At 58.6% G+C, this 25196-nt stretch carries 29 protein-coding genes; 12 read left to right on the forward strand and 17 right to left on the reverse strand.

All coding sequences use genetic code 11. From position 1 onward, the window contains the following. Positions 1–130 precede the first annotated feature (130 nt). The 3 genes from LAB08_RS00315 to LAB08_RS00325 are packed head-to-tail and all read left to right on the forward strand — an operon-like array spanning position 131 to position 2646. Positions 131–1138, forward strand: a complete 1008-nt coding sequence (locus tag LAB08_RS00315; RefSeq protein ID WP_096514065.1) for a methionine ABC transporter ATP-binding protein — start codon at positions 131–133, stop codon at positions 1136–1138. After that, positions 1138–1812, forward strand: coding sequence for a methionine ABC transporter permease (locus LAB08_RS00320; RefSeq protein WP_096514064.1), 675 nt, complete (start codon positions 1138–1140; stop codon positions 1810–1812). Before LAB08_RS00315 ends, LAB08_RS00320 begins: the two co-directional genes overlap by 1 nt. Before the next feature lie 60 nt (positions 1813–1872). Continuing rightward, positions 1873–2646, forward strand: a complete 774-nt coding sequence (locus tag LAB08_RS00325) for a MetQ/NlpA family ABC transporter substrate-binding protein (protein ID WP_096514063.1) — start codon at positions 1873–1875, stop codon at positions 2644–2646. 169 nt (positions 2647–2815) lie between these two features. Here LAB08_RS00325 and LAB08_RS00330 read toward each other — a convergent pair whose 3' ends face one another. Genes LAB08_RS00330 through LAB08_RS00350 form a run of 5 tightly spaced genes read right to left on the reverse strand, consistent with a single transcriptional unit; the run spans position 2816 to position 6718 of the window. Beyond that, positions 2816–3451, reverse strand: a complete 636-nt coding sequence (locus tag LAB08_RS00330; RefSeq protein WP_096514062.1) for an SCO family protein — start codon at positions 3449–3451, stop codon at positions 2816–2818. Next, entirely contained in the window at positions 3448–4347 is a 900-nt protein-coding gene (cyoE, locus tag LAB08_RS00335; RefSeq protein ID WP_096514061.1) for a heme o synthase, read from the reverse strand. Before cyoE ends, LAB08_RS00330 begins: the two co-directional genes overlap by 4 nt. Beyond that, on the reverse strand, positions 4335–5408 hold the full coding sequence (locus LAB08_RS00340) for a COX15/CtaA family protein (RefSeq protein WP_096514060.1): 1074 nt from the start codon (positions 5406–5408) through the stop codon (positions 4335–4337). Before LAB08_RS00340 ends, cyoE begins: the two co-directional genes overlap by 13 nt. Before the next feature lie 10 nt (positions 5409–5418). Continuing rightward, on the reverse strand, positions 5419–6012 hold the full coding sequence (locus tag LAB08_RS00345) for a PA_0111/PP_0108 family redox-active disulfide protein (RefSeq protein ID WP_096515610.1): 594 nt from the start codon (positions 6010–6012) through the stop codon (positions 5419–5421). Further along, a complete protein-coding gene (locus LAB08_RS00350) occupies positions 5978–6718 on the reverse strand; it encodes an SURF1 family protein (RefSeq protein ID WP_096514059.1) in 741 nt (246 codons plus the stop codon). The genes LAB08_RS00345 and LAB08_RS00350 overlap by 35 nt, the downstream gene beginning before the upstream one ends. Positions 6719–6789: 71 nt before the next feature. Between LAB08_RS00350 and LAB08_RS00355 the strand changes: the two genes are divergently transcribed. Continuing rightward, positions 6790–6993 carry a twin transmembrane helix small protein gene (locus LAB08_RS00355; RefSeq protein ID WP_096514058.1) on the forward strand — a complete coding sequence of 68 codons (204 nt, stop codon included), beginning with the start codon at positions 6790–6792 and terminating at the stop codon, positions 6991–6993. 51 nt (positions 6994–7044) lie between these two features. Here LAB08_RS00355 and LAB08_RS00360 read toward each other — a convergent pair whose 3' ends face one another. The 4 genes from LAB08_RS00360 to coxB all read right to left on the reverse strand — a co-directional run bounded on the left by LAB08_RS00360 (position 7045) and on the right by coxB (position 11426). Further along, complete coding sequence (locus LAB08_RS00360; RefSeq protein WP_096514057.1) at positions 7045–7932, reverse strand: cytochrome c oxidase subunit 3; 888 nt, start codon at positions 7930–7932, stop codon at positions 7045–7047. A gap of 25 nt (positions 7933–7957) precedes the next feature. Beyond that, on the reverse strand, positions 7958–8509 hold the full coding sequence (locus LAB08_RS00365) for a cytochrome c oxidase assembly protein (RefSeq protein ID WP_096514056.1): 552 nt from the start codon (positions 8507–8509) through the stop codon (positions 7958–7960). Positions 8510–8623: 114 nt separating this feature from the next. Further along, complete coding sequence (gene ctaD, locus LAB08_RS00370) at positions 8624–10216, reverse strand: cytochrome c oxidase subunit I (RefSeq protein WP_096514055.1); 1593 nt, start codon at positions 10214–10216, stop codon at positions 8624–8626. An 82-nt stretch (positions 10217–10298) separates the two neighbouring features. Beyond that, positions 10299–11426: a cytochrome c oxidase subunit II gene (gene coxB / locus LAB08_RS00375; RefSeq protein ID WP_096514054.1), complete on the reverse strand. Its 1128-nt coding sequence runs from the start codon at positions 11424–11426 to the stop codon at positions 10299–10301. 371 nt (positions 11427–11797) lie between these two features. On the opposite strand from coxB, the gene LAB08_RS00380 reads away from it, so the two are divergent. After that, positions 11798–12448 carry a hypothetical protein gene (locus LAB08_RS00380; protein WP_096514053.1) on the forward strand — a complete coding sequence of 217 codons (651 nt, stop codon included), beginning with the start codon at positions 11798–11800 and terminating at the stop codon, positions 12446–12448. Between the two features lie 111 nt (positions 12449–12559). On the opposite strand, the gene LAB08_RS00385 is transcribed toward LAB08_RS00380, so the two are convergent. The 3 genes from LAB08_RS00385 to LAB08_RS00395 all read right to left on the reverse strand — a co-directional run bounded on the left by LAB08_RS00385 (position 12560) and on the right by LAB08_RS00395 (position 16210). Continuing rightward, positions 12560–14086 carry a SulP family inorganic anion transporter gene (locus LAB08_RS00385; RefSeq protein ID WP_096514052.1) on the reverse strand — a complete coding sequence of 509 codons (1527 nt, stop codon included), beginning with the start codon at positions 14084–14086 and terminating at the stop codon, positions 12560–12562. 90 nt (positions 14087–14176) lie between these two features. Beyond that, positions 14177–14908: a carbonic anhydrase gene (locus LAB08_RS00390; RefSeq protein WP_096514051.1), complete on the reverse strand. Its 732-nt coding sequence runs from the start codon at positions 14906–14908 to the stop codon at positions 14177–14179. 243 nt (positions 14909–15151) lie between these two features. After that, positions 15152–16210: a PA0069 family radical SAM protein gene (locus LAB08_RS00395; RefSeq protein ID WP_096514050.1), complete on the reverse strand. Its 1059-nt coding sequence runs from the start codon at positions 16208–16210 to the stop codon at positions 15152–15154. A gap of 230 nt (positions 16211–16440) precedes the next feature. Here LAB08_RS00395 and LAB08_RS00400 point away from each other — a divergent pair, with 230 nt between their 5' ends. Both LAB08_RS00400 and LAB08_RS00405 read left to right on the forward strand, forming a co-directional pair. Further along, complete coding sequence (locus tag LAB08_RS00400) at positions 16441–16746, forward strand: hypothetical protein (protein ID WP_096514049.1); 306 nt, start codon at positions 16441–16443, stop codon at positions 16744–16746. Between the two features lie 218 nt (positions 16747–16964). Further along, a complete protein-coding gene (locus LAB08_RS00405) occupies positions 16965–17609 on the forward strand; it encodes a phosphatase domain-containing protein (protein WP_096514048.1) in 645 nt (214 codons plus the stop codon). Between the two features lie 45 nt (positions 17610–17654). Here LAB08_RS00405 and LAB08_RS00410 read toward each other — a convergent pair whose 3' ends face one another. Beyond that, the gene (locus tag LAB08_RS00410) at positions 17655–17942 is read right to left on the reverse strand and encodes a YheV family putative zinc ribbon protein (protein WP_096514047.1); all 288 of its coding nucleotides are present in this window, start codon (positions 17940–17942) and stop codon (positions 17655–17657) included. Beyond that, positions 17939–20017 carry an oligopeptidase A gene (gene prlC, locus LAB08_RS00415; RefSeq protein ID WP_172901638.1) on the reverse strand — a complete coding sequence of 693 codons (2079 nt, stop codon included), beginning with the start codon at positions 20015–20017 and terminating at the stop codon, positions 17939–17941. The genes LAB08_RS00410 and prlC overlap by 4 nt, the downstream gene beginning before the upstream one ends. Before the next feature lie 62 nt (positions 20018–20079). Between prlC and LAB08_RS00420 the strand changes: the two genes are divergently transcribed. From LAB08_RS00420 to LAB08_RS00430, 3 genes are all read left to right on the forward strand, one after another. Beyond that, the gene (locus tag LAB08_RS00420) at positions 20080–20625 is read left to right on the forward strand and encodes a gamma carbonic anhydrase family protein (protein WP_096514046.1); all 546 of its coding nucleotides are present in this window, start codon (positions 20080–20082) and stop codon (positions 20623–20625) included. A gap of 27 nt (positions 20626–20652) precedes the next feature. After that, positions 20653–21303: an HAD family hydrolase gene (locus tag LAB08_RS00425; RefSeq protein ID WP_096514045.1), complete on the forward strand. Its 651-nt coding sequence runs from the start codon at positions 20653–20655 to the stop codon at positions 21301–21303. 196 nt (positions 21304–21499) lie between these two features. Beyond that, on the forward strand, positions 21500–21958 hold the full coding sequence (locus LAB08_RS00430) for an REP-associated tyrosine transposase (protein WP_096514044.1): 459 nt from the start codon (positions 21500–21502) through the stop codon (positions 21956–21958). Between the two features lie 127 nt (positions 21959–22085). Here the strand turns inward: LAB08_RS00430 and LAB08_RS00435 are convergent, their stop codons facing one another. Further along, the gene (locus LAB08_RS00435; RefSeq protein WP_096514043.1) at positions 22086–23177 is read right to left on the reverse strand and encodes an aminopeptidase; all 1092 of its coding nucleotides are present in this window, start codon (positions 23175–23177) and stop codon (positions 22086–22088) included. A gap of 60 nt (positions 23178–23237) precedes the next feature. On the opposite strand from LAB08_RS00435, the gene LAB08_RS00440 reads away from it, so the two are divergent. Continuing rightward, positions 23238–23660: a PA0061/PA0062 family lipoprotein gene (locus LAB08_RS00440; RefSeq protein ID WP_096514042.1), complete on the forward strand. Its 423-nt coding sequence runs from the start codon at positions 23238–23240 to the stop codon at positions 23658–23660. Positions 23661–23700: 40 nt separating this feature from the next. Further along, entirely contained in the window at positions 23701–24126 is a 426-nt protein-coding gene (locus LAB08_RS00445) for a PA0061/PA0062 family lipoprotein (protein ID WP_096514041.1), read from the forward strand. A gap of 6 nt (positions 24127–24132) precedes the next feature. Here LAB08_RS00445 and LAB08_RS00450 read toward each other — a convergent pair whose 3' ends face one another. Together LAB08_RS00450 and LAB08_RS00455 are read right to left on the reverse strand one after the other, a co-directional pair. Continuing rightward, positions 24133–24366: a DUF1161 domain-containing protein gene (locus LAB08_RS00450; RefSeq protein ID WP_095194445.1), complete on the reverse strand. Its 234-nt coding sequence runs from the start codon at positions 24364–24366 to the stop codon at positions 24133–24135. A 185-nt stretch (positions 24367–24551) separates the two neighbouring features. Then, positions 24552–24983, reverse strand: a complete 432-nt coding sequence (locus tag LAB08_RS00455) for an OsmC family protein (protein WP_096514040.1) — start codon at positions 24981–24983, stop codon at positions 24552–24554. Positions 24984–25196 lie beyond the last annotated feature (213 nt).

Below are 25196 nucleotides of genomic sequence, written 5' to 3' on the forward strand. Positions count from 1 at the left end.
TTGATCGCGTTATTGCCAAATCGCTGGTTGAATACGAAATAAATGCTAAGAACCTCTATACGGACAGGCTAAAATGCGCGCCCCGGCTAACCGCTGATCCTTTTTCAACGCGCCCCACAAGGTTCGCTACGTGATCGAGTTTCAAAACGTCCATAAAACCTACCGCGTCGCCGGTAGGGATATCCCCGCCCTGCACCCGACCAATCTGACGATTGAGAACGGCCAGGTCTTTGGCCTGATCGGTCATTCCGGTGCGGGAAAAAGTACCCTGCTGCGTCTGATCAATCGCCTGGAAAATTCCAGTGGCGGCAAGATCATCGTCGATGGCGAGGAAGTCACAGCGCTCGACGCCAACGGGCTGCGCCGTTTCCGTCAGCAGATAGGCATGATTTTCCAGCACTTCAACCTGCTGGCCTCCAAGACCGTGGCCGATAACGTCGCGCTGCCGCTGACGCTGGCCGGTGAATTGTCCCGCAGCGACATCGACCGGCGCGTCGCCGAGTTGCTCGCCCGAGTTGGTTTGTCCGATCACGCCAACAAGTACCCGGCGCAGTTGTCTGGCGGCCAGAAGCAGCGTGTCGGCATCGCCCGCGCCCTGGCAACCAAGCCGAAAATCCTGCTGTGCGACGAAGCCACCAGTGCACTGGACCCGCAGACCACGGCGTCGGTCCTGCAATTGCTGGCCGAGATCAATCGCGAGTTGAAGCTGACCATTGTGCTGATCACCCATGAAATGGACGTGATTCGCCGGGTCTGCGACCAGGTAGGGGTGATGGACGCAGGCGTGATCGTCGAGCAAGGTTCGGTGGCCGAGGTGTTCCTGCATCCAAAACACCCGACCACCAAGCGATTCGTACAGGAAGACGAGCACATCGACGAAAGTGAACAGCGCGACGACTTTGCGCATGTGCCGGGTCGCATCGTGCGTCTGACCTTCCAGGGCGAAGCGACCTACGCGCCATTGCTGGGCACCGTCGCCCGCGAAACCGGCGTGGACTACAGCATTCTCGCCGGTCGTATCGATCGCATCAAAGACATCCCTTACGGGCAACTGACCCTGGCCGTGACGGGCGGTGACATGGAGGCGGCTTTCGCCCGCTTCACCGCAGCGGACGTCCACATGGAGGTGCTGCGTTAATGGAAGCCCTGACAAGTTTCTTCGCCAATATCGACTGGTTTGAAATCTGGCTGGCCACCGGCGATACCCTGCTGATGCTCGGCGGTTCGTTGTTGTTCACCGTGTTGCTGGGCCTGCCGCTGGGCGTGTTGCTGTTCCTCTGCAGCCCGCGTCAATTGCTGGAAACCAAAGGCGTCTACGCGATGTTGTCGTTGGTGGTGAACATCCTGCGTTCGCTGCCGTTCATCATTCTGCTGATCGTGATGATCCCGTTCACTGTGTTGATCACCGGCACCTCGCTGGGTGTCGCCGGTGCGATCCCGCCACTGGTGGTAGGCGCCACGCCGTTCTTTGCGCGACTGGTGGAAACCGCGTTGCGTGAAGTGGATCGCGGCATCATCGAAGCGACCCAGTCGATGGGCGCGACCACGCGGCAGATCATCACCAACGCGTTGTTGCCCGAAGCCCGTCCGGGCATCTTCGCGGCGATTACGGTGACAGCTATTACACTGGTTTCCTACACGGCAATGGCTGGTGTGGTGGGCGCCGGTGGTCTGGGTGACCTGGCGATCCGTTTCGGTTACCAGCGTTTCCAGACCGATGTGATGGTGGTCACGGTGGTATTGCTGCTGGTGCTGGTGCAGGTTCTGCAAACCGTCGGCGACAAATTGGTCGTCCACTTTTCCCGTAAGTAAGACATGAGCCGGCCATTCGCTGGCAGGCGCCCAACGGGCGCCTCACATGGAGTTAGCTGAATGAAAAAACTACTCGTCGCCTTCGCTGCCGTTGCAGCCTTTTCCGCCCACGCTGCCGACACTTTGACGGTCGCCGCCACACCGGTGCCGCACGCGGAAATCCTCGAGTTCGTTAAACCGGCACTGGCCAAGGAAGGCGTGGACCTGAAGGTCAAGGTCTTCACCGATTACATCCAGCCGAACGTGCAAGTGGCGGAAAAACGTCTGGACGCCAACTTTTTCCAGCACCAGCCATACCTCGATGAGTTCAACAAGGCCAAGGGCACCCACCTGGTGTCGGTTGCCGGCGTGCACCTGGAGCCGCTGGGCGCTTACTCCAGCAAGTACAAGAAGCTGGATGAGCTGCCAAGCACCGCCACTGTGGTTATCCCGAACGATGCCACCAACGGCGGCCGCGCGCTGTTGCTGCTGGACAAGGCAGGCGTGATCAAGTTGAAGGATGCGAACAACATTCTGTCGACCGTCAAGGACATCACCGAGAACCCGAAGAACCTGAAATTCCGTGAGCTGGAAGCCGCGACCATCCCGCGCGTGCTGACCCAGGTCGACCTGGCGCTGATCAACACCAACTATGCGCTGGAAGCCAAGCTCGATCCGGCCAAGGATGCGCTGGTCATCGAAGGCAGCGACTCGCCTTACGTGAACATCCTCGTTGCCCGTCCTGACGACAAGGACAGCGACGCGATGAAGAAACTGGTGGCTGCCCTGCACAGCCCGGAAGTGAAGGCATTCATCATCGAGAAGTACAAAGGCGCGGTCGTGCCGGCGTTCTGATTGGCGGATGCAACGAAAAAGGGGACGCCGTGAGCGTCCCCTTTTTTGTGCCCGAAACACCGTAACTGTGGGAGCGAGCCTGCTCGCGAAAGCGGTTTGCCAGTCAACGATGATGTTGAATGTTATGGCCTCTTCGCGAGCAGGCTCGCTCCCACAGGGTTTTGTGTGGTTATTTGCGGTTAACCATCACCGGCAACTGCGCCACAAGCTTCGCATTGTTCAAAGGCGCTCGAATAAACCCGCGCTGCGTACCGTCCGGGCCGATGACCGCGAGGTTGCCGCTGTGGTCGACGGTGTAGTTCGGCTTGCTGGTGTCCGCCGGAATGAACGGGATGCTCACGGCGTTGGCGACCTTTTGCAGCTCCTGGGTCGACGTCGCTGTCAGGCCGATGAACTGCGGATCGAAGTAACCCAGGTACTGCTTGAGTTGCTTGGGCGTATCGCGGTTCGGGTCGACGCTGACCAGAATGATCTGCAACTTGGCCACAGCCTCGGGCGGCAGTTCGCTCTTGATCTGGCGCAGTTGGGCGAGGGTGGTCGGGCAGATGTCCGGGCAGAAGGTGTAACCGAAGAACAGCACGCTCCACTTGCCCTTGAGCTCGTTGATCGCCACCGGTTTACCGTCCTGGTCTGTCATCGTGACATCCGGCAGATTGCGGCTTTGCGGTAGCAGGATAATACCGGCATCGATCAGCGCCGTCGGGTCGCCCTGGCCTTTGCCGGAGAGCACTTTATTGATGGTCAGGCCCAGGACAAGCGCGATCAGGGCGACAAGGATGAAGACGGTTTTCTGGGTTCGGGTCATAGGTTCAACAATAAGTAGTGGTCTACGAGCAGGGCGATAAACAGCAGGAACAAGTAATAGATAGAGTACTTGAAGGTGTTGATCGCCGCGTGCGGCCGAGTGCCACGGTACAGCACCACGGCCCATTGCAGAAACCTCGCACCCAGGCCGATGGCGCAAATCAGGTAGAGCGGGCCGCTCATGTGGATCACGTAGGGCATCAGGCTGACGGCCAGCAGCGCGCCGGTATAAAGCAGAATATGCACCTTGGTGTATTGCTCGCCATGGGTCACCGGCAGCATCGGGATGTCGGCCTTGGCGTATTCCTCCTTGCGGTGGATAGCCAGTGCCCAGAAGTGCGGCGGCGTCCAGGCGAAGATGATCAGCACCAGCAACAGCGGTTCGGCGCTGACGTGTCCGGTGGCCGCGGTCCAGCCGAGCAGGGGCGGGGCAGCACCGGCCAGCCCGCCGATCACGATGTTCTGTGGCGTCGCACGTTTGAGGAAACCGGTGTAGACCACTGCATAACCGAGCAGCGAGGTGAGAGTCAGCCACGCCGTCAGCGGATTGGTGAAGGCCAGCAGCAAGGCCTGGCCGAGCAGTGCCAGTATCAAGGCAAAGGTCAGTGCGGCGGCAGGCGAGACCCGGCCCTCGGCCAATGGGCGCTTGTGGGTTCGGGCCATCACGGCGTCGATCCGCCGATCCACCACATGGTTCACCGCCGCCGCGCCGCCGGCACACAATGCAATCCCCAGGTTGCCGAACACCAGCACGGTCCATGGCACGCCAGCGCGAGTGGCGAGGAACATCCCGACCAGCGAGGTGATGAGCATCAGCACCACCACCTTGGGTTTGGTCAGCTCCAGGTAGTCACGCCAGATCGCCTGGCTGTGACGCTCGCCAATCAGAATCGCCATGGCATCTCTCCTTTTATTGTTATGGGCCCGGCTGAGTGTTTACGCGGACTGAAGCGCCAGCGTGCCGGCTGCTTGACCCGAACCAGACTGGTTCGCGCGTGATAGTTGACCAGCACCATCGTCAGCAGCAGCGCCGCGCCCCCGGCGTTGTGCGCCACGGCCACTGGCAACGGCAGATGAAACAGCACGTTGCTGATGCCCAGCGTAATTTGCGCCGCGAGGGCGATCAGCACCAACCCGGCGAGCCGCGTCATGCCGACGACTTTCAGTTGCCAGGCCAGGCCGAGCAATACCAGGGTCACCAGCAGCGCGCCGATACGGTGAGTCAGGTGAATCGCGGTGCGGGCATCGCTGTCCAGCTGCCCCCCGAGGTAGTTCGGACCGATGTGCTGGGTCAGGTGAAAACCATTGGCGAAATCCGCCGGTGGCAGCCATTGGCCATGGCACGTCGGGAAGTCGATACAGGCCACGGCGGCATAGTTGGAACTGACCCAGCCGCCGAGGGCGATCTGCAAAATCACCAGCAACAGGCCGGCGGTCGCCCAGTGTTGCAAGCGACGTGGCACCGTCAGCGCCGGCAATACGCCGGACAGGCGCAAGGTCAGCAGAAACAACAGACTCAAGGTGGCGAATCCGCCGAGCAAATGCCCGGTCACCACCTGCGGCCAGAGCTTGAGCGTGACCGTCCACATGCCGAAGGCCGCCTGGGCGAACACCACGGCCAACAGGAACAGCGGCAGCTTCACCGGTTGCCCCGGATGCTTGCGATGGACCCAGGCGCGACCGGCCAATATCGAGATAAGCAAGCCGAGGGTGCCGGCGAAGTAGCGATGAACCATCTCGTTCCAGCCCTTATGGGCTTCCACCGGGGCATCCGGGAAGTGCAGTTCGGCATGGGCCAGTTGGGCTTCGCTTTTCGGTACGCTGATAAAGCCATAACAGCCGGGCCAATCCGGGCATCCGAGACCGGCGTGGGTCAGGCGGGTGTAGGCGCCGAGCAACACCACCATCAGTGCCAGGAAGGTGGCAAACAGCGCGAGGCGAAATCCAGGTTTGGCCATGACGATGCCCTTATCCGATGTTCGACAGTTTCAGCAGGTGGCGCAGGTCGTTGAGCAGGTCCTTGCCTTTGACCGACGGGTCGTAGCGCAGCACCAGATTGCCGTGGGGGTCGATGATCCACAGGTGCGCGGTGTCATTGCCCTGGGCGCCTTTGGTGTAGATCTGCGGGTCTAGGGAATAGCGTTGCAACTGCGGGTACTCGTGTTGAAGTTTAGTCTCGTAATCACTGCTCAGCGGTTGTGTCACCGCGAGTGCGTGACTGGCGCGACCGGCATCGCGACCGAGGCCGATCTGGATTTGTCGGGCCAGATAAACCAGTTGCTGGCAGTCCACCGAACACTCCTTGGGTGCCGTTACCAGCAACTGCCAGCGGTCTTCCTGCGCCTGCACGCCAAGGTCGGCGCGGGTCTGGCCGTTGCCGATCAGTTCGCCGTGATAACTGCGGCCTTCCGGCACCCAGAACTGCAATTTGTACATGCCGGTGGCGAGGATCATCGGACCGACTACCCCGAGCACAATCAGCAGTAGCTGCAAACGTCCCTTGCGCCGACTCGGCAGCGCTTTTGCCTCAGACATGCTGGGTGGATTCATGGCCGCTCCCATGGTGTTTCTCCTTTGCGTTGTGCCAGCCGAGGTAGAGATAGAGGCCGAGCAGGGCGATCGACATGGCAAACCACTGCACGGCATAAGCGATGTGTTTTTCCGGGCCCGTGGCAACCACCGGCCAATCGGCCTGGTAAGTCGCAGGTCCGGTTTCTGCGCGTAATTCGTAGGCAAAGCCCTCGCGGCCCAGGGCAGTCCAGAGGGCCTTGGGGTCAACTGCCGTCAGCAGTTTTGGCCAGGTACTGGTGCTTGGGTCGGCGTGGAGCTGGAAAGCCGCACCGGGTGGAACGTAGACCCAGGCGTCGAGGCTCAGGGGCTCAGCCGGTGTAGAAAATTGTGGAGGTGTACGGCGGTCCGGCCATGGCAGCCAGCCGCGGTTGACCAGCAGCCACAGTCCGGTCACCTGATCCTGAAACGGTTGCAGCAACTCGACCCCGACCTTGCCGCCACGCTGGCGGTTATCCAGCAACAGACTATGGGCGGCATCGAATTGGCCGTGCAGGCGCACCCGGCGAAAGGCCGGGTCTGCCGTGTGTTGCAGCTCGGTGCTGGCCATCGATTCGGCAACCCGACGCTCCGCGTATGTTTGCAGCAGCGCGCTTTTTTCCGCGCCCCGGTTCAATTGCCAGAACCCGAGCGACACCAGCAGCGGCAGCAGGATCGCGACCACCAGTGTCGGCACAACGCCCGGCCGGAAGCGCTTCATGGCGTCGCCAGAAAGTCGGTCAGCGCGATAGCTATACTCAAGTGCATCGCTTGTCTCCCCGGAGTCTCACCATGCTCAAAGCAGCTATCGTCCTGATGCTGATTGCCACGGTTGTCAGCCTGTTCAGCGGCCTGTTTTTTCTGGTCAAGGACGACAGCAGCTCGAACCGCCTCGTCATTGCCTTGAGTGTTCGTGTTGCCTTGGCCGCCTGCACCGTCGGCTTGATTGCCTGGGGTTTCTTCAGCGGCCAGTTGGTGTCGCACGCACCTTGGTAGGGCGCGCACAGCGCGCAGCTACAAGCTCAAAGCTCAAAGCTTGCAGCGGCTCTAAAGCACATAAACGAAAACGAACAACCCGATCCACACCACGTCCACGAAGTGCCAATACCAGCTTGCCGCCTCGAAGCCGAACTGATGCTCATTGTCGAAGTGCCCGCGCAAGATGCGCATCAGCATCACGAACAGGATGATGGTGCCGATGGTCACGTGCGCACCGTGGAACCCGGTGAGCATGAAGAACGTGGCGCCGTAGATGCCCGAGCCCAGGGTCAGGCCCAGTTCGTGGTAGGCGTGGATATACTCTTCGGCCTGGAAACTGAGGAAGCCGCATCCCAACAGCACGGTGATCGCCAGCCAGAGTTTCAGCGCGCCGCGATGTCCCTTTTTCAAGGCGTGGTGGGCGATGGTGATGGTGACGCTGGAGCTCACCAGCAACACGGTATTGAGCAGCGGCAGACCCCAGGGGCTGATGACTTCCTTGGGGGGCGGGAACAGTTTGGAGTCCGGGTTGTTCAGTAACGGCCAGGTGAATTCGAAGTTTGGCCACAGCATATGGGCGATGCCTTTTGTGCCTTCGCCGCCCAGCGCGGGACCGGCAATGTGGCGCACATAAAACAGCGCGCCGAAGAAGGCGATGAAAAACATGACCTCCGAAAAGATGAACCAGCTCATGCCCCAGCGAAACGAGCGATCCATCTGGGCGCTGTACAACCCGCTGCGGCTTTCCTTGATCACTGTGCCGAACCAGCCAAACAGCATGTAGGCCAACAGCAGGCCACCGACGAAAAAGATCAGCGGGCCGTGGGATTCCGGCCGCGCTGCTTTCAGGTCGTTGAACCAGGTGCCCAGGCCGAACACGGTGGTGACCATGCCGATCGTGGCGATGATCGGCCATTTGCTCTGGGCCGGAACGTAATAATGTTCATGAGTTGCCATTTATTGTTCTCCTTATCGGGCACGCTCAACCGCCAGTGTTTACAGCGACCGGTGGATGTCGGGCGGTGATATCGAACAGCGTGTAGGACAGCGTCAGGTGCTTCACATCCTTGGGCATGTCACGGTCAACGATGAAACGTACCGGCATCTCGATCCGTTGACCGGGCTGCAGCACTTGCTGGGTAAAGCAGAAACATTCGGTCTTGTGGAAATACGCCGCCGCCGCGCTCGGCGCGATACTCGGCACGGCCTGGGCGCTCATCGGGCGGTCGGTGGGGTTGTGCGCAATGAAGATCATCTCGCTCACCGCCCCCGGGTTGGCCGTGAGCTCATCGCTCTTGGGGTAGAAATCCCAGGGCATATCGACAGAGTTGGTCGTCAGGAACTGCACGCGAACCTGCCGCGAGGCATCGACTGTCTGCTCACCCTCGTACTGCCCGGCGGTCTTGCCATTGATACCGAACGCCTTGCACATCACGTCGTAGATCGGAACCAGGGCAAACCCGAAGACAAACATCGCCACCACCACGATCAATAAACGTGTGACCAATTTCTTCATCGAAATCGAGTCAGCCATGATTCGAATCCTCAACACCAAACCCTGTAGGAGCGAGCCTGCTCGCGAAGCAGGCTCCGCGGTTCAGCAGACAAACCGCGTCATCGTTTTTCGCGAGCAGGCTCGCTCCCACAGTCATTTCACTTCCGGCGGCGTGGTGAATGTGTGATACGGCGCCGGTGACGGAATGCTCCACTCCAGGCCTTCAGCCCCGTCCCACGGTTTGGCCGGTGCTGGCGGACCGCCGCGGATAGTCTTGATCACGATGAACAGGAAGAAGATCTGGGTGGCGCCGAACATGAACGCGCCAATCGACGACACCATGTTGAAGTCGGCGAATTGCAGGTTGTAGTCCGGAATCCGCCGCGGCATGCCCGCCAGCCCCACGAAGTGCATCGGGAAGAAGGCCATGTTCATGCCGATGAACGACAGCCAGAAGTGCAGCTTGCCGAGGGTTTCGTCGTACATGTGGCCGGTCCATTTCGGTAGCCAGAAGTAGGCCGAGGCGAAAATCCCGAAGATCGCTCCCGGCACCAGCACGTAGTGGAAATGCGCGACCACGAAGTAGGTGTCCTGGTACTGGAAGTCCGCCGGCGCAATAGCCAGCATCAGCCCGGAGAAACCACCGATGGAGAACAGGATGACGAACGCCACGGCGAACAGCATCGGTGTTTCGAAGGTCAACGAACCCTGCCACATGGTGCTGGCCCAGTTGAACACCTTGACCCCGGTGGGCACCGCGATCAGCAGCGTGGCGTACATGAAGAACAGCTCGCCCACCAGCGGAATGCCGACCACGAACATGTGGTGCGCCCAGACGATGAAGGACAGGAAGGCAATAGATGCCGTGGCGTAGACCATCGAGGTGTAGCCAAACAGCGGCTTGCGTGAAAAGGCCGGGATGATCGAGCTGACGGCACCGAAGGCCGGCAGGATCATGATGTACACCTCGGGGTGGCCGAAGAACCAGAACACATGCTGGAACAGCACCGGATCACCGCCACCGGCGGCACTGAAGAAGCTGGTGCCGAAGTGGATGTCCATCAGCATCATCGTTACGCAACCGGCCAGCACCGGCATCACCGCGATCAGCAGGAACGCGGTGATCAGCCAGGTCCAGACGAACAGCGGCATTTTCATCAATGTCATGCCGGGGGCGCGCAGGTTGAGGATGGTGGCGATCACGTTGATCGCGCCCATGATCGAACTGATCCCCATCAAGTGGATGGCGAAGATGAAGAACGTCACGCTTTCCGGCGCATAGGTCGTCGATAGCGGCGCGTAGAACGTCCAGCCGAAATTCGGACCGCCACCTGGGGTGAACAGGGTCGATACCAGCAAAATGAACGCCGCCGGCAGCAGCCAGAAGCTGAAGTTGTTCATTCGCGGCAGGGCCATGTCCGGTGCGCCGATCATCAGCGGGACCATCCAGTTGGCGAGACCGACGAAGGCCGGCATCACCGCACCGAACACCATCACCAGACCGTGCATGGTGGTCATCTGGTTGAAGAATTCCGGCTGGACGATCTGCAACCCCGGCTGGAACAGTTCGGCGCGAATCACCATCGCGAACGTACCGCCCAGGAGGAACATGGAGAAGGCAAACCACAGGTACAGCGTGCCGATATCCTTGTGGTTGGTGGTCAGCACCCAGCGCATCAGACCCTTGGCAGGGCCGTGGGCGTGCTCGGTGTGGGTATGGACAGGGTCATCGATTACAGCAGTCATGTTCTGTCTCCTGCAAACAGACGGGCTGGGCAGGCCGGGGTGCATTGCCCCGGCCGGTTCCTGGTGTGCGCAATGGACCGGGTCATTTGCTTTCCGCCTGTTTCAACTCCAGCACTTCTTTTGGCGTGACCATGTCGCCCTTGTTGTTGCCCCAGGCGTTACGTTCATAGGTCACGACCGCCGCGATATCGACTTCCGAGAGCTGCTTGCCGAACGCCGCCATGGCGGTGCCGGGCTTGCCGTGGAAGACCAGGCTCAGGTGCGCTTCTTTTGGCCCGGTGGCGATTTTCGAGCCTTTGAGAGCCGGGAACATCGGCGGCAGGCCCTGGCCTTCGGCCTGGTGACAGGCTACGCAGGTGGTGTGATAAATCTTGTCGCCGCGCTCCTTGAGCTCGTCGAGGGTCCATTCCTTGCTGGTCAGCTCTTTGAGTTGCGCGGCTTCTGCCTTGCGCTCACCCAGCCATTTTTCGTAGTCAGGCTTGTCCTTGACCTCGACCACGATCGGCATGAATCCGTGATCCTTGCCGCACAGCTCGGCGCATTGACCACGGTAGATGCCGGGCTTGTCGATGCGGGTCCAGGCTTCGTTGACGAACCCCGGAATGGCATCGCGCTTGACCGCGAAGGCCGGCACCCACCAGGAATGGATCACGTCGGCGGACGTCACAAGGAAGCGCACCTTGGCGCCGATCGGCAGCACCAAAGGCTTGTCGACCTCGAGCAAGTAGTGCTCGCCCTTGGTTTCCTTGTTGTGGATCTGGTCGGCGGGCGTGGTCAGGTTACTGAAGAATTCGACGTCCTGGCCCAGGTATTTGTAATGCCACTTCCACTGATAGCCGGTGATCTGGATATCGATATCCGGTTCACTGGCGTCGTACATCTTGATCAGGGTGGCCGTCGCTGGAACCGCCATGACCACCAGAATCACGAAGGGCACGATGGTCCAGAGGATTTCGACGGTGGTGCTTTCATGAAATTTTGCCGCCACCTGCCCCGTCGAGCGGCGGTGAAGGATCATCGACCAGAACATGGCGCCAAAGACGATGATGCCGATCACTACACAGATCCAGAAAATGGTCATGTGCAGGTCAAACACAGCGTGACTGATTTCAGTCGCTCCAGGCGCCATATTCACAGTCCAGGCCGCTTGCGCCTGACTGAAAATCGACCACAACAGGAGGCCCATCCAGACATGTGGATGTCGCATCATTGCGGGTTCCCCTTATCGTTCTTGTTATCCCGCCGGCTTTCACCTGCGGCAAGGGAGCGGCTGCATCAGACTACGAACTTGAATCGCCGGGCCTTGCTGCAGTTGCAGTCGGGCGTCATCAGCTAACTCCATTCATGAGCGAGTATAGACAGCGGCTCTCACCTCGCAATGTGGCGGCGTAAATCATCTGAAACAGCATTAACTTGCGTTGCAGGTCACGAATGGAGAAGGATGCAGACGAGTGGTGGCAAACCGATATAACGGAGGCGTCTCAAGGATGAAATAATTATGACAAATGCGTCTTAGCATTTTTCATATGCCAGCTAAGTTATGTCTTCCCTATTTCATTGCCTTTGTTTCCTGGAGTTTTCATGAACACCGCCGCATTGCGCGAGCAGATCCAAAAAGCCCAACAACACGAAGCCGAGACCGGCCTGCTGACTCGTCAGCTGGAAAGCAAACTGCCTCATTTACACCCGGCGATCCAATTGCCGGAGACTGACGCCAACGGCGTGCTGACGCGTTTTGTCGCCGCCTATATTGATGAAGTACCTGACCTGCTGGATGCAGCCAATGAAGTCGCCAGGGAAGCGGGCATTGAGTCACAGATCAAACCGGTGCTGACAATCGCCGAGCAGTACTTCCTCCAGCCGCCGGCGATCATGGCCGGTCACGTCGGACTCGACAGCCTGCTGGATGAAGCCTACCTGGCGCACCGCTTTGTCGAAGAGGTCAATGACCTGTACATCAAGCATTTCGGCCAGCCACTGATCCCCTTGGACATGACGGTCGCCAATCTGATTGCTCACCAGTTGATCGGTGAAGAATTTGCCAACCAACTGGACGAGGCAGTGCATCACGCCGTGGACGAGATGCTCGACGACGAAAGCTTTGCGCTGGAATCGGTTGAAGCCTACCGCGAGAAGCTCAGCAGCCCCGACACCGGCGCCGCTTGGAAACGCTGGCCGTGCATGTCCCGCCGCCTTGGCGTGGGCCTGGAGCTGGATCAGACCGTGGCTTGATCCACCCCGGAACCTGTGGGAGCGAGCCTGCTCGCGAATGCTTTTGATCATTCAACATTTACGTCGATTGACAGAACGCTTTCGCGAGCAGGCTCGCTCCCACAGGGTTATCTACCCGACTGTACCTATGCCGGTATTGGTCCGCACCCGCCCCTCCAGCCTGCGTTTCAATCCGCGCGACTCAATCAACAACTTCGAACCCTTGGCCGCATTCGCCCGCCCCCATTCCTCCAGCAACTCCAGACACGAGTGATCGATGTAGCTCAGGTGATTGAGCGGCACATGCACCGTTGTGCCTGGCGCAATGCTGTCCAGCACCCGTGTCAGGGCCGGCACTTTGAGGAACGTCGCCGCGCCCACCAGGCGCAACTCCATTTCGCCGTCCCGGGGCAGGTCGATCAGGCTGATTTTCAGTCGTGAAGCCTTCAGTGCGAGTTTCACCAGTGTCAGGCCGAAACCGATCAGCACACCGGTCAGCAAGTCAGTGAAGATGATCGCCAATGCCGTCGCGGCATAGGTGAACATCGGCATTCGGCCATAGCGACCCAGGCCGCGGAAAGCCTTGAGGTCCACCAGTTTGAAACCGGTATAAACCAACACGCCGGCCAGGCTCGCCACCGGAATGCTTTGCAACACGCTCGACAGCAGCAATACGAACGCCAGCAGCCACAGCCCGTGGAAAATCGTCGAGTAGCGGGTGGTAGCCCCGGCCTGGACGTTGGCCGAACTGCGCACGATTACCCCGGTCATCGGCAACGCGCCGAGCAACCCGCAAAGCATGTTGCCGACGCCTTGCGCTGACAATTCACGGTCGAAGTCCGAACGCTGGCCACTGTGCATGCGATCCACGGCCGCGGCGGATAGCAAGGTTTCGGCGCTGGCGATGAAGGCCACGGCGAAGGCGGCGATCAACAGGGTGGGATCGGCCAGATTGAGCAGGTCCGCCGGTTTGAGCCAGTCGATGGCTTCGGCCAGGTTGGCTGGAACTTCAACCCGTTTGACCGGCAATGCCAGTAGCAGACTGGCGATCGTTGCCATACCGACCCCGAGCAACGCCCCGGGAATGAAGCGCAGTGAGTGCGGACGGAGTCTTTCCCACAGCCACATCACGGCGATGGTCGAAAGTCCGAGCAGTCCAGCCTGCCAGCCGAACGATGGCAGTGCCTGGGCCACCGCGTTGGGGAATGCCGTAAGGTTATCCAGACCGGAGGGCTTGGGCGTAGCGTCGAGCATCACATGCACTTGCGAAAGCACGATCAGTACGCCAATCCCGGCGAGCATGCCGTACACCACCGCGGGCGCAGTGACCCGGAACCAGCAACCCAGCTTCAAGCGCCCGGCCAGCAGCTGCAGAAACCCCGCCAACAGCAGGATGGGGCCGAGCATGACCACCCCGTGCTGACGCACCAGTTCGAACACCAGAACGGCCAGGCCTGCCGCGGGACCGCTGACTTGTAACGGAGAGCCTGCCAACCAACCCACGATCAGGCCGCCGACGATCCCGGTGATCAGGCCTTTGGCAGGGGGCAGCCCCGAAGCGATGGCGATGCCCATGCACAGGGGCAGGGCGACCAGAAACACAACCACCGAAGCCAATAACTCCCGTGGCAGAACAGCTTTGAGTTGAGCAGCACGCATGATGAATCTCCCGAAGTTTTCTTCAGGCATGGCAAGGCCGGACCGCTGAAACAGCGGCCGGCGTCAAACCACACGGTTTTTTAGGAGGATTTAGAAGCGCGCTTTTGGCGTCGCCATCGGAATCGGCAGGCTGCCATCGAGCGGCAGGAATCGACCCTGATCCGCGTCGTAGGCTTTGATCTTGCTGGTCTCGATGTCGTAGACCCAGCCATGGATGAACAAGTGACCGTTCGCGATGCGCGAGGCTACCGAGGGGTGGGTACGCAAGTGTTGCAATTGAGCGATGACATTTTCCTCAGTGAGGACATGCATCGTTTCGTTTTCGTCGGCGCAGTTGCAGTTGTCGTGCACCATGGTTTTCGCCACTTCCGCATGCTGCAGCCAGGCTTTGACCGTGGGCATTTTTTCCAGGGTGTGGGGGTTGAGCACCGCCCGCATCGCACCGCAATCGGAGTGGCCGCAAATGATGATGTGCTGCACACCCAACGCCAGCACCGCGTACTCGATGGCAGTGGAAACGCCGCCGTTCATCTGCCCGTATGGCGGGACGACGTTGCCGACGTTACGGGTGACGAACAGATCGCCAGGAGAGCTGTGGGTGATGAGTTCGGGGACGATGCGCGAGTCAGCGCAGGTAATGAACATTGCCCGTGGCGTTTGAGCCGTGGCGAGTTTCTTGAAGAGTTCTTCCTGTTGCGGAAAGATCTCCTGATGAAAATGCAAAAAGCCGTCAACGATATGCTTCAACGCTGCATCGGCGGTTTCCGCGCCAGGTTGCGCAGAAGCCGACGCAGCCAACGGCTGTTTATCCTTGTCACTCATGATTCATCCTCTTTGGCGAACGCTGGGAGTTATCCCGTGTTGTCCGGTGTGAAGCCAGTGGCTGGTTAAAAAACATCCAGGTCAAAAAGACTGACCCATCAGTCACTCGATGAACAAGGTAGCGGCCGAATCTTAACTCAAACTGAATCAAGCGCTCTAGAACGTATGTTCCAGGTCACGGAAAACGTGACCAGGCTAAAATTTGCCCAGGTTTTCCAGTACTCAACGATAGGCCAATTGTCCTTAAATCAACGACATTTGGCGACCCGGCGGACAAAAGGCTTCGCAGTCCAGATTAAAGCCTTCCCGATGATTGAGCCCCAGACGCTTGAGGGTTTTGGCAAAGCGTTGTGCCAGCAGGTCGGCAAAGGGGCCTTCACCACGCATCCGCGCCCCAAAGCGGCTGTCGTAAAGCTCCCCACCACGACTCTGGCGAATCAGGCTCAATACATGGGCGGCCCGTTGCGGGTAGTGGGCGTCCAACCATTCTGAGAACAGCGGCGCCACTTCCAGCGGCAGGCGCAGCATCATGTAGGCCGCACTTTGCGCACCGGCTGCGTGGGCCTCGGTGAGCAGGTTTTCGAGTTCGCTGTCGTTGATCATCGGAATCATCGGTGAACACAGCACCCCAACCGGAATCCCCGCGTCGCGCATGACCCTGATCGCCCGTAATCGGGCCTTGGGCGCCGCAGCGCGGGGTTCGAGGATGCGTTTAAGTTCGTCGTCCAGGGTGGTCAGGCTGATCATCACTGCCACCAATCTCTGCCGGGCCAGCTCGGTCAGCAGATCCAGATCACGAAGAATCAACGAGCCCTTGGTGACGATGGTCACCGGATGACGGTAACGCAGCAGCACTTCGAGGGTTTGCCGGGTGATTTTGTATTCGCGTTCGATTGGTTGGTAGGGATCGGTATTGGAACCGAGGTTGATCGGCGCGCATCGATAGCCGCGTTTGGACAGCTGTTCTTCCAGCACCTCTACGGCGTTGGTCTTGGCAATCAGCTTCGTTTCGAAATCCAGCCCGGGTGACATGTCCCAATAGGCGTGGCTGGGGCGAGCATAACAATAGATGCAACCGTGCTCGCAACCACGGTAGGGGTTGATCGAGCGATCGAAGGGCAGATCCGGTGAGTTGTTGCGGGTGATGATGGTCTTTGCCGTCTCGATGCGCACCTCGGTGCCTTGGGTCAACGGTACTTCCTGGTACCAACCGTCGTCCTCGGCGACCGAGCGATTGGGGGAGAAGCGATTGTGCGGATTGGTCGCGGTGCCGCGTCCACGGGGTGGCAAGGGAGTGCTCATGATCAACGCTCATTGCTGTATGTGCATACAGTATCCGAGGTTTGGCAAAGCGGCCAGTGCCGTTCGGCATATTTAGCCCTTATTCGCATTGAAATTCGTGATCGTTGGATTAATCAGTTTAACTTTGGTCATTCGTGGAAATACATGTCGAATAGCTTGAGTGTGTAAGTGCTCAGTATATTTACCGCTCACACAGTGTTTGTTGATTACTTAATAAATGGAGTTATTGAATGTCGACTTTTAATCAACGTGGTATTTTTTTGCAATTGCTGACTCCCAGTCCGGTCAACCCTCGAGAAGCGCGAGTTTCGATGCAGCTTGCCCGCAAGGAGTCAGGCTGGGATCCGGTAAACCAGGAGCAGACAGAGGCATTGGTGGATTGCCTCTGCATCGAGGCTGTATCCAGTGATGGCGGAAAGTCCTTTCGTATTAATACTGTTCGCCAGGATGTGGACGGTGATGGCGATATTGATAAAGATGACGAAGCAAAACTGTTGGCACTGGCCAAGGCTTATTCCAATATCTTGAATCCTTGATTTGTCGGGCTAAACCTATATGAAAAATCATGTGGGTTTAGTTGATAAACTTGCACGTCATAACAACGAAGTATTAATGATGTGTCCGAAGCGTGCTTTTGACCGACGGCATTAAAACGGCGGGTTCACAATTCTTTGACAGTCGGCTCACGGGCCTTTGACCGCTTGTAGCTAAATATGGGTGTCATCATCCTGCTACTCCTGACGGTCATCCATTCATGTCCCTGATGCGCCTTATCCCTGCGATGTGCCTGTCGCTGGTCGCCTGCCTCAACCTGACACCGGTATTCGCCGACGACTCTGCCTCGCCTCGTCCATCGGAATGGGCGCAACCGGTAGAGAAACAATACAACCTCTTCCAGATGTCGCCGACGCTCTACCGTAGCGCTCTACCCGACCAAGGAGCGGTACCGTTACTGGAAAAGCTCAAGGTCGCAACGGTGATCAGCTTTCTGCCCGAACCGGATTCACGCTGGTTGAGCACACCCGGTATCGAACAGGTGCAGTTACCCTATCGCACCAATCATGTAGACGACGCCGATGTGCTCAAGGCGCTGCGTGCCATTCAAACCGCCGAAGCCAAAGGCCCGGTACTGATGCACTGCAAGCACGGCTCGGACCGGACCGGGCTGATGGCGGCCATGTATCGGGTGGTGGTGCAGGGTTGGAGCAAGGAAGACGCGTTGAGCGAAATGACTCAGGGGGGCTTTGGTGACAGCACCCACTTCAAGGACGGCGTTCGCTACATGATGAAAGCGGATGTCGACAAACTTCGCACCGCGTTGGCCAATGGCGATTGCAGCACGAGCCCATTCGCGGCGTGTTCGATGAAGAGCTGGTTCCAGTCGGCCCACCTCCAGTAACAGCGCCTTCCACTGCATTGCGCAGTGGAAGGGTGTCTTTGTTACTCAGTGCTGCTCGTCAGGCTTTTTCTTCAGTTTTGGATTCGGAAAAAACTGCACGGCTTGAACTTTGACATCCGTGGATTTCACCACGGGTGTATTGACCCGTGTGCCCAACTCCTTGGGCACCGACAGACCTTGTTCATTCAGCGTATCGGAATAACCGCAGGCCACGCACTCGCGATGTGGCACGTTGTCTTCGCTCCACATCATCAACTTGTCCGGCTCACTGCAGGCCGGGCAAACCGCGCCGGCGATAAAACGTCGTTTGGTAATCACAGGACCCTCACTCATGCTGCCGCGCCTTCACTCAGGCCGCTATGGCGCAAGAGTGCGTCAATGGATGGCTCACGGCCACGGAAGTCGACGAACAACACCATCGGTTCCTGAGAACCGCCGCGCGCCAGGATCGCCTCGCGGAACGCGCGACCTGTAGCTGCGTTGAGCACGCCTTCTTCTTCGAACTTCGAGAAGGCATCGGCCGACAGCACCTCTGCCCATTTGTAGCTGTAGTAACCCGCGGCGTAACCACCGGCAAAGATGTGGGCGAAGCTGTTGGGGAAACGGTTATAGGCCGGCGGACGCATTACCGAAACTTCGTCACGTACACCTTCAAGCACTTGCAGCACGCTGCGACCGTCACCGTGAGTGGCGTGCAGTTCGAAGTCGAACAGCGAGAATTCCAGTTGGCGCACCATCATCAGGCCGGACTGGAAGTTTTTCGCCGCGAGCATTTTTTGCAGCAGGTCCTGAGGCAGTGGCTCGCCGGTTTCGTAATGGCCGGAGATCAGTGCCAGGCCTTCCGGTTCCCAGCACCAGTTCTCCATGAACTGACTCGGCAACTCGACCGCATCCCAGGCTACGCCGTTGATGCCGGATACACCGGCATGTTCGACACGGGTCAGCAGGTGATGCAGGCCATGACCGAATTCGTGGAAGAGGGTGGTGACTTCATCATGGGTCAGCAGCGCAGGTTTGCCGCTGTCGGCCGGGGTAAAGTTGCACACCAGGTTGGCTACGGGGCTTTGCAGCACGCCCTCTGCAGTGCGGCGACGGTCGCGGGCACCGTCCATCCAGGCACCGCCACGTTTGTTGGCGCGGGCATACAGGTCGAAGAAGAAGCGGCCGACGTGCTGGCCGTTTTCCTTGATTTCGAACAGGCGAACATCCGGGTGCCAGGTGTCGAAACCTTTTTGCTCGGCGATCTCGATGCCGTAGAGGCGTTGCACGATGGCGAACAGGCCGCTCAGCACTTTATCGATCGGGAAGTAGGCACGCAGGGCTTCCTGGGCAACACTGTAGCGCTGCTCGCGGAGTTTTTCGCCGTAGAAACCGCTGTCCCAGCTTTGCAGATCCGGGCAACCTTGTTCGGCGGCGTAAGCCCTGAGCTGTTGCAGATCTTGAGCGGCGAACGGTTTGCTGCGCTTGGCCAGATCGCGCAGGAAGCTCAGCACCTGATCGCTGGATTCGGCCATTTTGGTGGCCAGGCTCAGCTCGGAGAAACTGGCGAAGCCCAGCAATTTGGCAAGCTCCTGACGCAGGTCGAGGATTTCTTCCATGACCGGGCCGTTGTCGTTCTGACCGGCATTCGGGCCTTGATCCGACGCACGGGTGCAGTAGGCGGCGTAGACTTCCTCGCGCAAGGCACGATTCGGGGCGTAGGTCATCACCGCGTAGTAGCTCGGGAACTCCAGGGTGATCAGCCAGCCGTCGAGGTCCTTGGCCTGGGCCGCGGCAGCCATTTGCGCCTTGGCCGAATCGGTCAGGCCGGCGAGGGCGGCTTCGTCCGTGATGTGTTTGGTCCAGGCCTGGGTCGCATCCAGCAACTGGTTGGAGAAGCGGCTGCCCAGTTCGGACAGCTTGCTTTGCACTTCGGCGTAACGCTTCTGTTCGGCTTCCGGCAGGTCGATACCCGACAGGCGGAAATCGCGCAGGGCGTGTTCCAGGATAGTTTTCTGCGCCACGTCGAAACCGGCGGCTTCCGGGCTGCTGGCCAGGGCTTCATAGGCCTGGAACAGCTCGCGGTTCTGGCCCATTTCAGTGGAGTAGGCGCTCAACGCCGGCAGGCAGGATTCATAGGCTTCGCGCAGTTCGGCGCTGTTGCACACGGCATTCAAGTGGCTGACCGGGCTCCAGGCCGCGCCCAGACGGTCATTGAGTTCATCCATCGCCAGCACCAGGCCGGCCCAGGTCGGCTGTTTGCCCTGGGTCTTCAGGATCTCGATAATGGCGGCGCGGTTGTCAGCCAGGATCTGTTCGATGGCCGGTTGCACGTGTTCGGCGCGGATCGCGGAGAACGGCGGCAGGTCGTAGGACTGCAAAAGAGGGTTGTTCACGCTCACGGTTGGCACCTTGGCTGGAAGAATCATGCAGCCATCTTAATTACAATCGGCACTCACCGCAGCTATCAGCGACAGAGAGAGAACCTATCGTGTCCCTTCGCAAGTATCAGAACCACACGCCATTAATCGGCAATGGCGCTTTTGTCGACAGCTCGGCGGTGGTGATCGGCGATGTTGAAATCGGCGAAGACAGTTCGATATGGCCATTGACGGTGATCCGCGGCGACATGCACCGCATCCGCATCGGTGCACGCACCAGCGTGCAGGATGGTTGCGTGTTGCATATCACCCACGCCGGGCCGTTCAACCTCGACGGTTTCCCGTTGCTGATCGGTGATGATGTGACCATCGCCCATAAGGTCATGCTGCATGGGTGCACTGTCGGTAGCCGGGTTTTGATCGGCATGGGCAGCATCGTCATGGACGGTGCGGTGGTCGCCGATGATGTGATCATCGGTGCCGGTAGCCTGGTGCCACCGGGCAAGCGCCTGGAAAGCGGTTTCCTGTATGTGGGCAGTCCGGTGAAACAGATCCGGCCTCTGACTGACACGGAACAAGCCTTTTTCACCTACAGCGCGGCGAACTACGTGAAGCTCAAGGATCTGCATCTGGCCGAAGGCTACGACCGGATCTGAACTGTTGCACTCTGCCCAGGAATTTTCATGCATTACCAAACGATTTTGTTCGACCTCGATGGCACCCTGACCGATCCTCGCGAAGGCATCACGCGTTCGATTCAGTTTGCCTTGAGCAAGCTCGGCATCGACGAACCCGACCTGACCAGGCTCGAGCATTTCATCGGCCCGCCGTTGTTGCAGGCGTTCATGCAGTTCTATGACTTCGACGAAGCCAAGGCCTGGGAAGCGGTGAATTTCTACCGCGAGCGCTTCAAGGTCACCGGGCTGTACGAAAACCGCGTGTTCGACGGCGTCACGCCGCTGTTGGAAACCCTTGGCGGACAGGGTCGACAGCTGTATATCGCGACCTCAAAACCATGGATCTTCGCCCGGGAAATCGCCCGTCATTTCGACTTCGCCAAACACTTCAAAGTGATCTTCGGCAGCGAACTGGACGGCACCCGCACCAACAAAGTCGAACTGATCGCCCACTTGATGGCCGAAGAGGGCCTCGACCCGACCAACACCCTGATGATCGGCGATCGCAAGCACGACCTGATCGGTGCCCGTAGCAACGGGCTGGACGCGGCAGCGGTGGGCTACGGGTTTGGCAGTCACGAAGAGTTGAGCGCCGAAGCTCCGGCCTGGCATTTCGAAACACTTGAGGAGATGCATCAGGCGTTTTTGAGGAGTTAGTACCGTCGCCATCGCGGGCAAGCCTTGCTCCCACGGGTTTGTGTCGTTCGAAGCATTGCGTACAACCGGAGCCCTGTGGGAGCAAGGCTTGCCCGCGATGACGTCAGCTCAGACACATCCCGATCAATTGATTAGCTCCGACCCTCCTTCAACCATCTAGCCTGATGACTCAGGCCAAGATCAAGGAGGATCACTCATGCCAAGCCAGCATCAATCCCATCGTTTGCGTTCGGGTCGCTACTCGGAGGAGGGGCAGATCTATTTGCTGACGGTTGTCGTAAACAACCGCCAGCCCGTCCTTTCCGGCTTTGAGGCGGGCCGATTGGTTGTCGACGCATTTCGCAAAGCGCAACAAGAGCAATCTGCCAACTCGTTAGCCTTCGTCGTCATGCCGGATCATTTCCATTGGCTGATCGAACTGAAAAGCATGCCGTTGCGCACTTTAATGGGGCGCACGAAGTCGCGGACAACGGTCGCGCTCAACCGCTTGTTACAGAGAGAAGGTTCATTGTGGCAGTCGGGATTTCATGACCGCGCCATTCGAAAAGAAGAGGATCTACAGGCAGTAGCTCGTTACATCGTCGCCAATCCATTGCGTGCGGGATTAGTCGATAAAGTTGGAGATTATCCGCTGTGGGATGCGATCTGGTTGTGATCAGACATTAAATAAACCTTACGGGCGCCATCGCGGGCAAGCCTTGCTCCCACGGATTTGTGTCGTTCGACGCGTTGCGTACAACCGGAGCCCTGTGGGAGCAAGGCTTGCCCGCGATGGCGTATGCTCAGGCGCCGGAAATGCTGGATTCCACCAACACTTTCAACGCCGCCTTACGCTCCTCAACCGGCAACGCCCCCACCCTCTCGACCTGCGCGTAAAACCTCACCCAATCTCCTCCCATCTGTTTAAACAGCGCCGAAAACGCGGGCACCCACTGGTCGTACAAGCCAAACGGCAGTAGCCGGGCATTGTTCAGCGGTGCATTGATCCAGGCGTCGTAACCTTTGTCTCCCGCCCATTGGTTGTCACGCAAATGTCGGTATTCGACGCGCAGACGCTCGAATTCCGCGGCCTTGCGCTGGCGCATTTGCTCGGGCGGCAGTGGCAGGGCGTAAAGTTTTTCGAGGCGGGCACGGGTGTCCAGCACCAGTTGAATGAACTGATCCCGTTGTTGCGCCTGCTTCCCGTTGTCTGGCGGCAGGCTCCGGTAAGCACGCCATTGGCGGGTGCCTTCCTGCTCGACGAAGGTGGCGAATGATTCGTTGAACTCAGTGTCGTCCTTCACATACACACGCTGATGCGCCAGTTCATGAAAAATCAGCGTGGCCAGGCGTTCATCGCCCCAGCCCATCATCGAGCTGATGATTGGATCGCTGAACCAGCCCAGCGTCGAATAGGCCTCGACGCCACCGATTGACACGTCCATGCCCTGCAGACGTTGCAGCGCCGCCTCACCACGAGCCGCACTCTGGCTGTAGTAACCGCGATAGGCCACACAGCCCGCGACAGGGAAGCAATGGTTCTGTGGCTTCAAGGAAAACTCCGGCGTGACAAACACGTTCCAGACGACATAGGGCCGGCCGATGTCTGCGTACAACCGGTAACTTTGATTATCCGGCAAATGCAGCTGCTGGCTGGCAAACGACCGGGCCTTTTGTGATTGGGCCAGGTGCGCGCGCAGTTTCTGATCGCGGTTGGGGTCGGCAATGACACTGGAAACGGGTTCCCGTGCGCGCAGCAATTGCCATTGGCCACTGGCCAATTGGCTGTAGTAGCCGACGCTGGAACAACCGTTGAGCAACAAAAGCAGCACACCCGGAAACAAAATGCGTAAAACGCGATCAAGTAACCCAAGGCTTGGACACGGCCTGATCAAAATAAAAAATTCCCTGGAAAGTCTGTTCGCAAGACTATCCCGCCTGACTGGAGCTCCGCTATGCGCAAGTTGATGCTGACGGGAGGCCTGCTGTTGCTGGCCGGTTGTGCTGGTTTCGGAATACCTCGCCATGATCCGACGCAGGCATGGATCGCACTGGAGTCGCATCAGGAAGACACCGCCCTGCAAGCACTGAAGGTGGATAACCAGGCAACCGATGACAAACGCTATTTCCAGGTGCAGCCCGGCAGTCATGAGTTGACGGTTCGCTACCAGTTCCCGGTCCAGTCCACCAATATCGGTCCGGGCGCCGGACCGCTGTGGCGCGATTGCCAGATGAATGTGAAATTCAGCGGTTTCAACGCCGGGGAGCGTTATGAGTTGCAAGCCGGGAATATCGGGTTTCGGCCATGGGCCAAACTTTACGATCAGCAGCGAAAAGTGATTGGTAAAGGCACGCCGGCGGGCTGCCAACACACCTGATCGGCGCTATTCTGAATACCCTTACCTTGGGACATTCATCATGCGCAGGTTGATGCTGTTACTGGTCGCTGGTGCGGTTGTGGGCTGTTCGACGCCGCCGTTGCCGGCGGTCAATCCACAAATGGCGTGGGTCGATTTCTCTACGCCATTTCCCAACGATAAATTGCTGATGGCCGAGCGACTGGATAACCAGCGCCTGCGCGACGGGCGTTTTTTCCAGGTCACTCCCGGTCGCCACGAATTGACTGTTCGCTTCGATTTCGAGGTGCCCAGTGGAGGTGGTATGGACATGTTCGGCGGTGGCAGGGAACGGCTGTGTTACTTGATCATCAAGTACGATCATTTCGAAGCCGGTCAGCGTTATTTGCTGCAAGCCCGTTCCATGGCGTTCACCCCTGAAGCTCGCCTGTATAACGCCAAACGTGAAATCGTCGCCGAAGATAGTCAGGCCAACTGTATTAATTAGAGCCTGTCAGCGGTCGTTCTTTTGGTAGATGATTTTTTTGGTGCCGTTTTCGCACGAGCCCACGACCATGTTCTGATCATGCACTTCGTCATTGGTGACGATCTCCAGGGTGTAGGACGTAACCCCGCGGGCCTGGATCTTGGCTTCGATTTCGGCCTTGAGTTCTTCGCAGGGTTTCGGTGCCGCCAGGGCCGAGGTGGCCAGTGCGCAACAGATAACCGTCAAGGCAAAACGTTTCATGGTTGAAGCTCCATTGAGGCAGCACGCAGGAATCTGCGTTTTGGCTGCTGTCATTTATTCGACCACAAATTGATGAGCCTTGTTTTGTTTCAAGGCAAAAAAGATCGCAGCCTTCGGCAGCGCCTACAGGGGATCGAGTTTCAATGTAGGAGCTTCCGAAGGCTGCGATCTTTTCATTTCAACGCTTAATTGATCAACGTCGCATCCAGACTGATTTTCGCATTCAGCACTTTGGAAACCGGGCAGCCTTCTTTGGCCTTGTTGCTCAGTTCCTCGAATTGCGCCTGGCTGGCACCAGGGATTTTTGCCTTGAGGATCAGTTTCACCGCTGTGATCGCAAAACCGCCCGCCACCTGGTCCAGGGTCACTTCTGCCTGGGTATCGATGCTGTCGGCCTTGAGGCCGGCATCACCGAGAATCATGGAAAAGGCCATGGAGAAACAACCGGCGTGGGCCGCGCCGATCAGCTCTTCCGGATTGGTGCCCTTGCCGCCTTCGAAACGTGCCTTGAAGCCGTAGGGCGCTTCCCTGAGTACGCCGGTTTCCGTGGAAATCGAGCCGACGCCGGTTTTCAGATCACCTTCCCAATGAGCCGATGCCTTCTTAATGATAGCCATGCCTGTCTCCTCAAGATCCGGCGCGAAGCGTCGCGCCTGTGGGGTTTCGGTTGCTCGTGTTGGTATCTAGGGTTCTGAGGATAGTCCGGGAAGCAAAGTTCACTTCATCTGATTGACCTACGTTTTTAGTAGGATTTTTTCTCGGTGCTATTGAAACTCGGGTATATGCCCACATTGCATGAAGCACGCTTTTGGATTCGGCAGGTTTTCGTT

The organism is Pseudomonas izuensis (genome assembly GCF_002356535.2).
GTDB lineage: Bacteria > Pseudomonadota > Gammaproteobacteria > Pseudomonadales > Pseudomonadaceae > Aquipseudomonas > Aquipseudomonas izuensis.

Excerpts from the sequence above, each read along its gene's own strand:
- LAB08_RS00350 (WP_096514059.1), bottom strand. The coding sequence starts at position 6,718 with ATGAAGCGCTTCCGGCCGGGCGTTGTGCCGACACTGGTGGTCGCGATC.
- LAB08_RS00380 (WP_096514053.1), top strand. The coding sequence starts at position 11,798 with ATGAACACCGCCGCATTGCGCGAGCAGATCCAAAAAGCCCAACAACAC.
- cyoE (WP_096514061.1), bottom strand. The coding sequence starts at position 4,347 with ATGGCGATTCTGATTGGCGAGCGTCACAGCCAGGCGATCTGGCGTGAC.
- LAB08_RS00355 (WP_096514058.1), top strand. The coding sequence starts at position 6,790 with ATGCTCAAAGCAGCTATCGTCCTGATGCTGATTGCCACGGTTGTCAGC.
- LAB08_RS00445 (WP_096514041.1), top strand. The coding sequence starts at position 23,701 with ATGCGCAGGTTGATGCTGTTACTGGTCGCTGGTGCGGTTGTGGGCTGT.
- LAB08_RS00450 (WP_095194445.1), bottom strand. The coding sequence starts at position 24,366 with ATGAAACGTTTTGCCTTGACGGTTATCTGTTGCGCACTGGCCACCTCG.
- LAB08_RS00320 (WP_096514064.1), top strand. The coding sequence starts at position 1,138 with ATGGAAGCCCTGACAAGTTTCTTCGCCAATATCGACTGGTTTGAAATC.
- LAB08_RS00325 (WP_096514063.1), top strand. The coding sequence starts at position 1,873 with ATGAAAAAACTACTCGTCGCCTTCGCTGCCGTTGCAGCCTTTTCCGCC.
- LAB08_RS00360 (WP_096514057.1), bottom strand. The coding sequence starts at position 7,932 with ATGGCAACTCATGAACATTATTACGTTCCGGCCCAGAGCAAATGGCCG.
- LAB08_RS00425 (WP_096514045.1), top strand. The coding sequence starts at position 20,653 with ATGCATTACCAAACGATTTTGTTCGACCTCGATGGCACCCTGACCGAT.
- prlC (WP_172901638.1), bottom strand. The coding sequence starts at position 20,017 with ATGATTCTTCCAGCCAAGGTGCCAACCGTGAGCGTGAACAACCCTCTT.
- LAB08_RS00405 (WP_096514048.1), top strand. The coding sequence starts at position 16,965 with ATGTCCCTGATGCGCCTTATCCCTGCGATGTGCCTGTCGCTGGTCGCC.
- LAB08_RS00455 (WP_096514040.1), bottom strand. The coding sequence starts at position 24,983 with ATGGCTATCATTAAGAAGGCATCGGCTCATTGGGAAGGTGATCTGAAA.
- LAB08_RS00390 (WP_096514051.1), bottom strand. The coding sequence starts at position 14,908 with ATGAGTGACAAGGATAAACAGCCGTTGGCTGCGTCGGCTTCTGCGCAA.
- ctaD (WP_096514055.1), bottom strand. The coding sequence starts at position 10,216 with ATGACTGCTGTAATCGATGACCCTGTCCATACCCACACCGAGCACGCC.
- LAB08_RS00365 (WP_096514056.1), bottom strand. The coding sequence starts at position 8,509 with ATGGCTGACTCGATTTCGATGAAGAAATTGGTCACACGTTTATTGATC.
- LAB08_RS00400 (WP_096514049.1), top strand. The coding sequence starts at position 16,441 with ATGTCGACTTTTAATCAACGTGGTATTTTTTTGCAATTGCTGACTCCC.
- LAB08_RS00410 (WP_096514047.1), bottom strand. The coding sequence starts at position 17,942 with ATGAGTGAGGGTCCTGTGATTACCAAACGACGTTTTATCGCCGGCGCG.
- LAB08_RS00440 (WP_096514042.1), top strand. The coding sequence starts at position 23,238 with ATGCGCAAGTTGATGCTGACGGGAGGCCTGCTGTTGCTGGCCGGTTGT.
- LAB08_RS00330 (WP_096514062.1), bottom strand. The coding sequence starts at position 3,451 with ATGACCCGAACCCAGAAAACCGTCTTCATCCTTGTCGCCCTGATCGCG.
- LAB08_RS00430 (WP_096514044.1), top strand. The coding sequence starts at position 21,500 with ATGCCAAGCCAGCATCAATCCCATCGTTTGCGTTCGGGTCGCTACTCG.
- coxB (WP_096514054.1), bottom strand. The coding sequence starts at position 11,426 with ATGATGCGACATCCACATGTCTGGATGGGCCTCCTGTTGTGGTCGATT.
- LAB08_RS00340 (WP_096514060.1), bottom strand. The coding sequence starts at position 5,408 with ATGGCCAAACCTGGATTTCGCCTCGCGCTGTTTGCCACCTTCCTGGCA.
- LAB08_RS00385 (WP_096514052.1), bottom strand. The coding sequence starts at position 14,086 with ATGCGTGCTGCTCAACTCAAAGCTGTTCTGCCACGGGAGTTATTGGCT.
- LAB08_RS00345 (WP_096515610.1), bottom strand. The coding sequence starts at position 6,012 with ATGGGAGCGGCCATGAATCCACCCAGCATGTCTGAGGCAAAAGCGCTG.
- LAB08_RS00395 (WP_096514050.1), bottom strand. The coding sequence starts at position 16,210 with ATGAGCACTCCCTTGCCACCCCGTGGACGCGGCACCGCGACCAATCCG.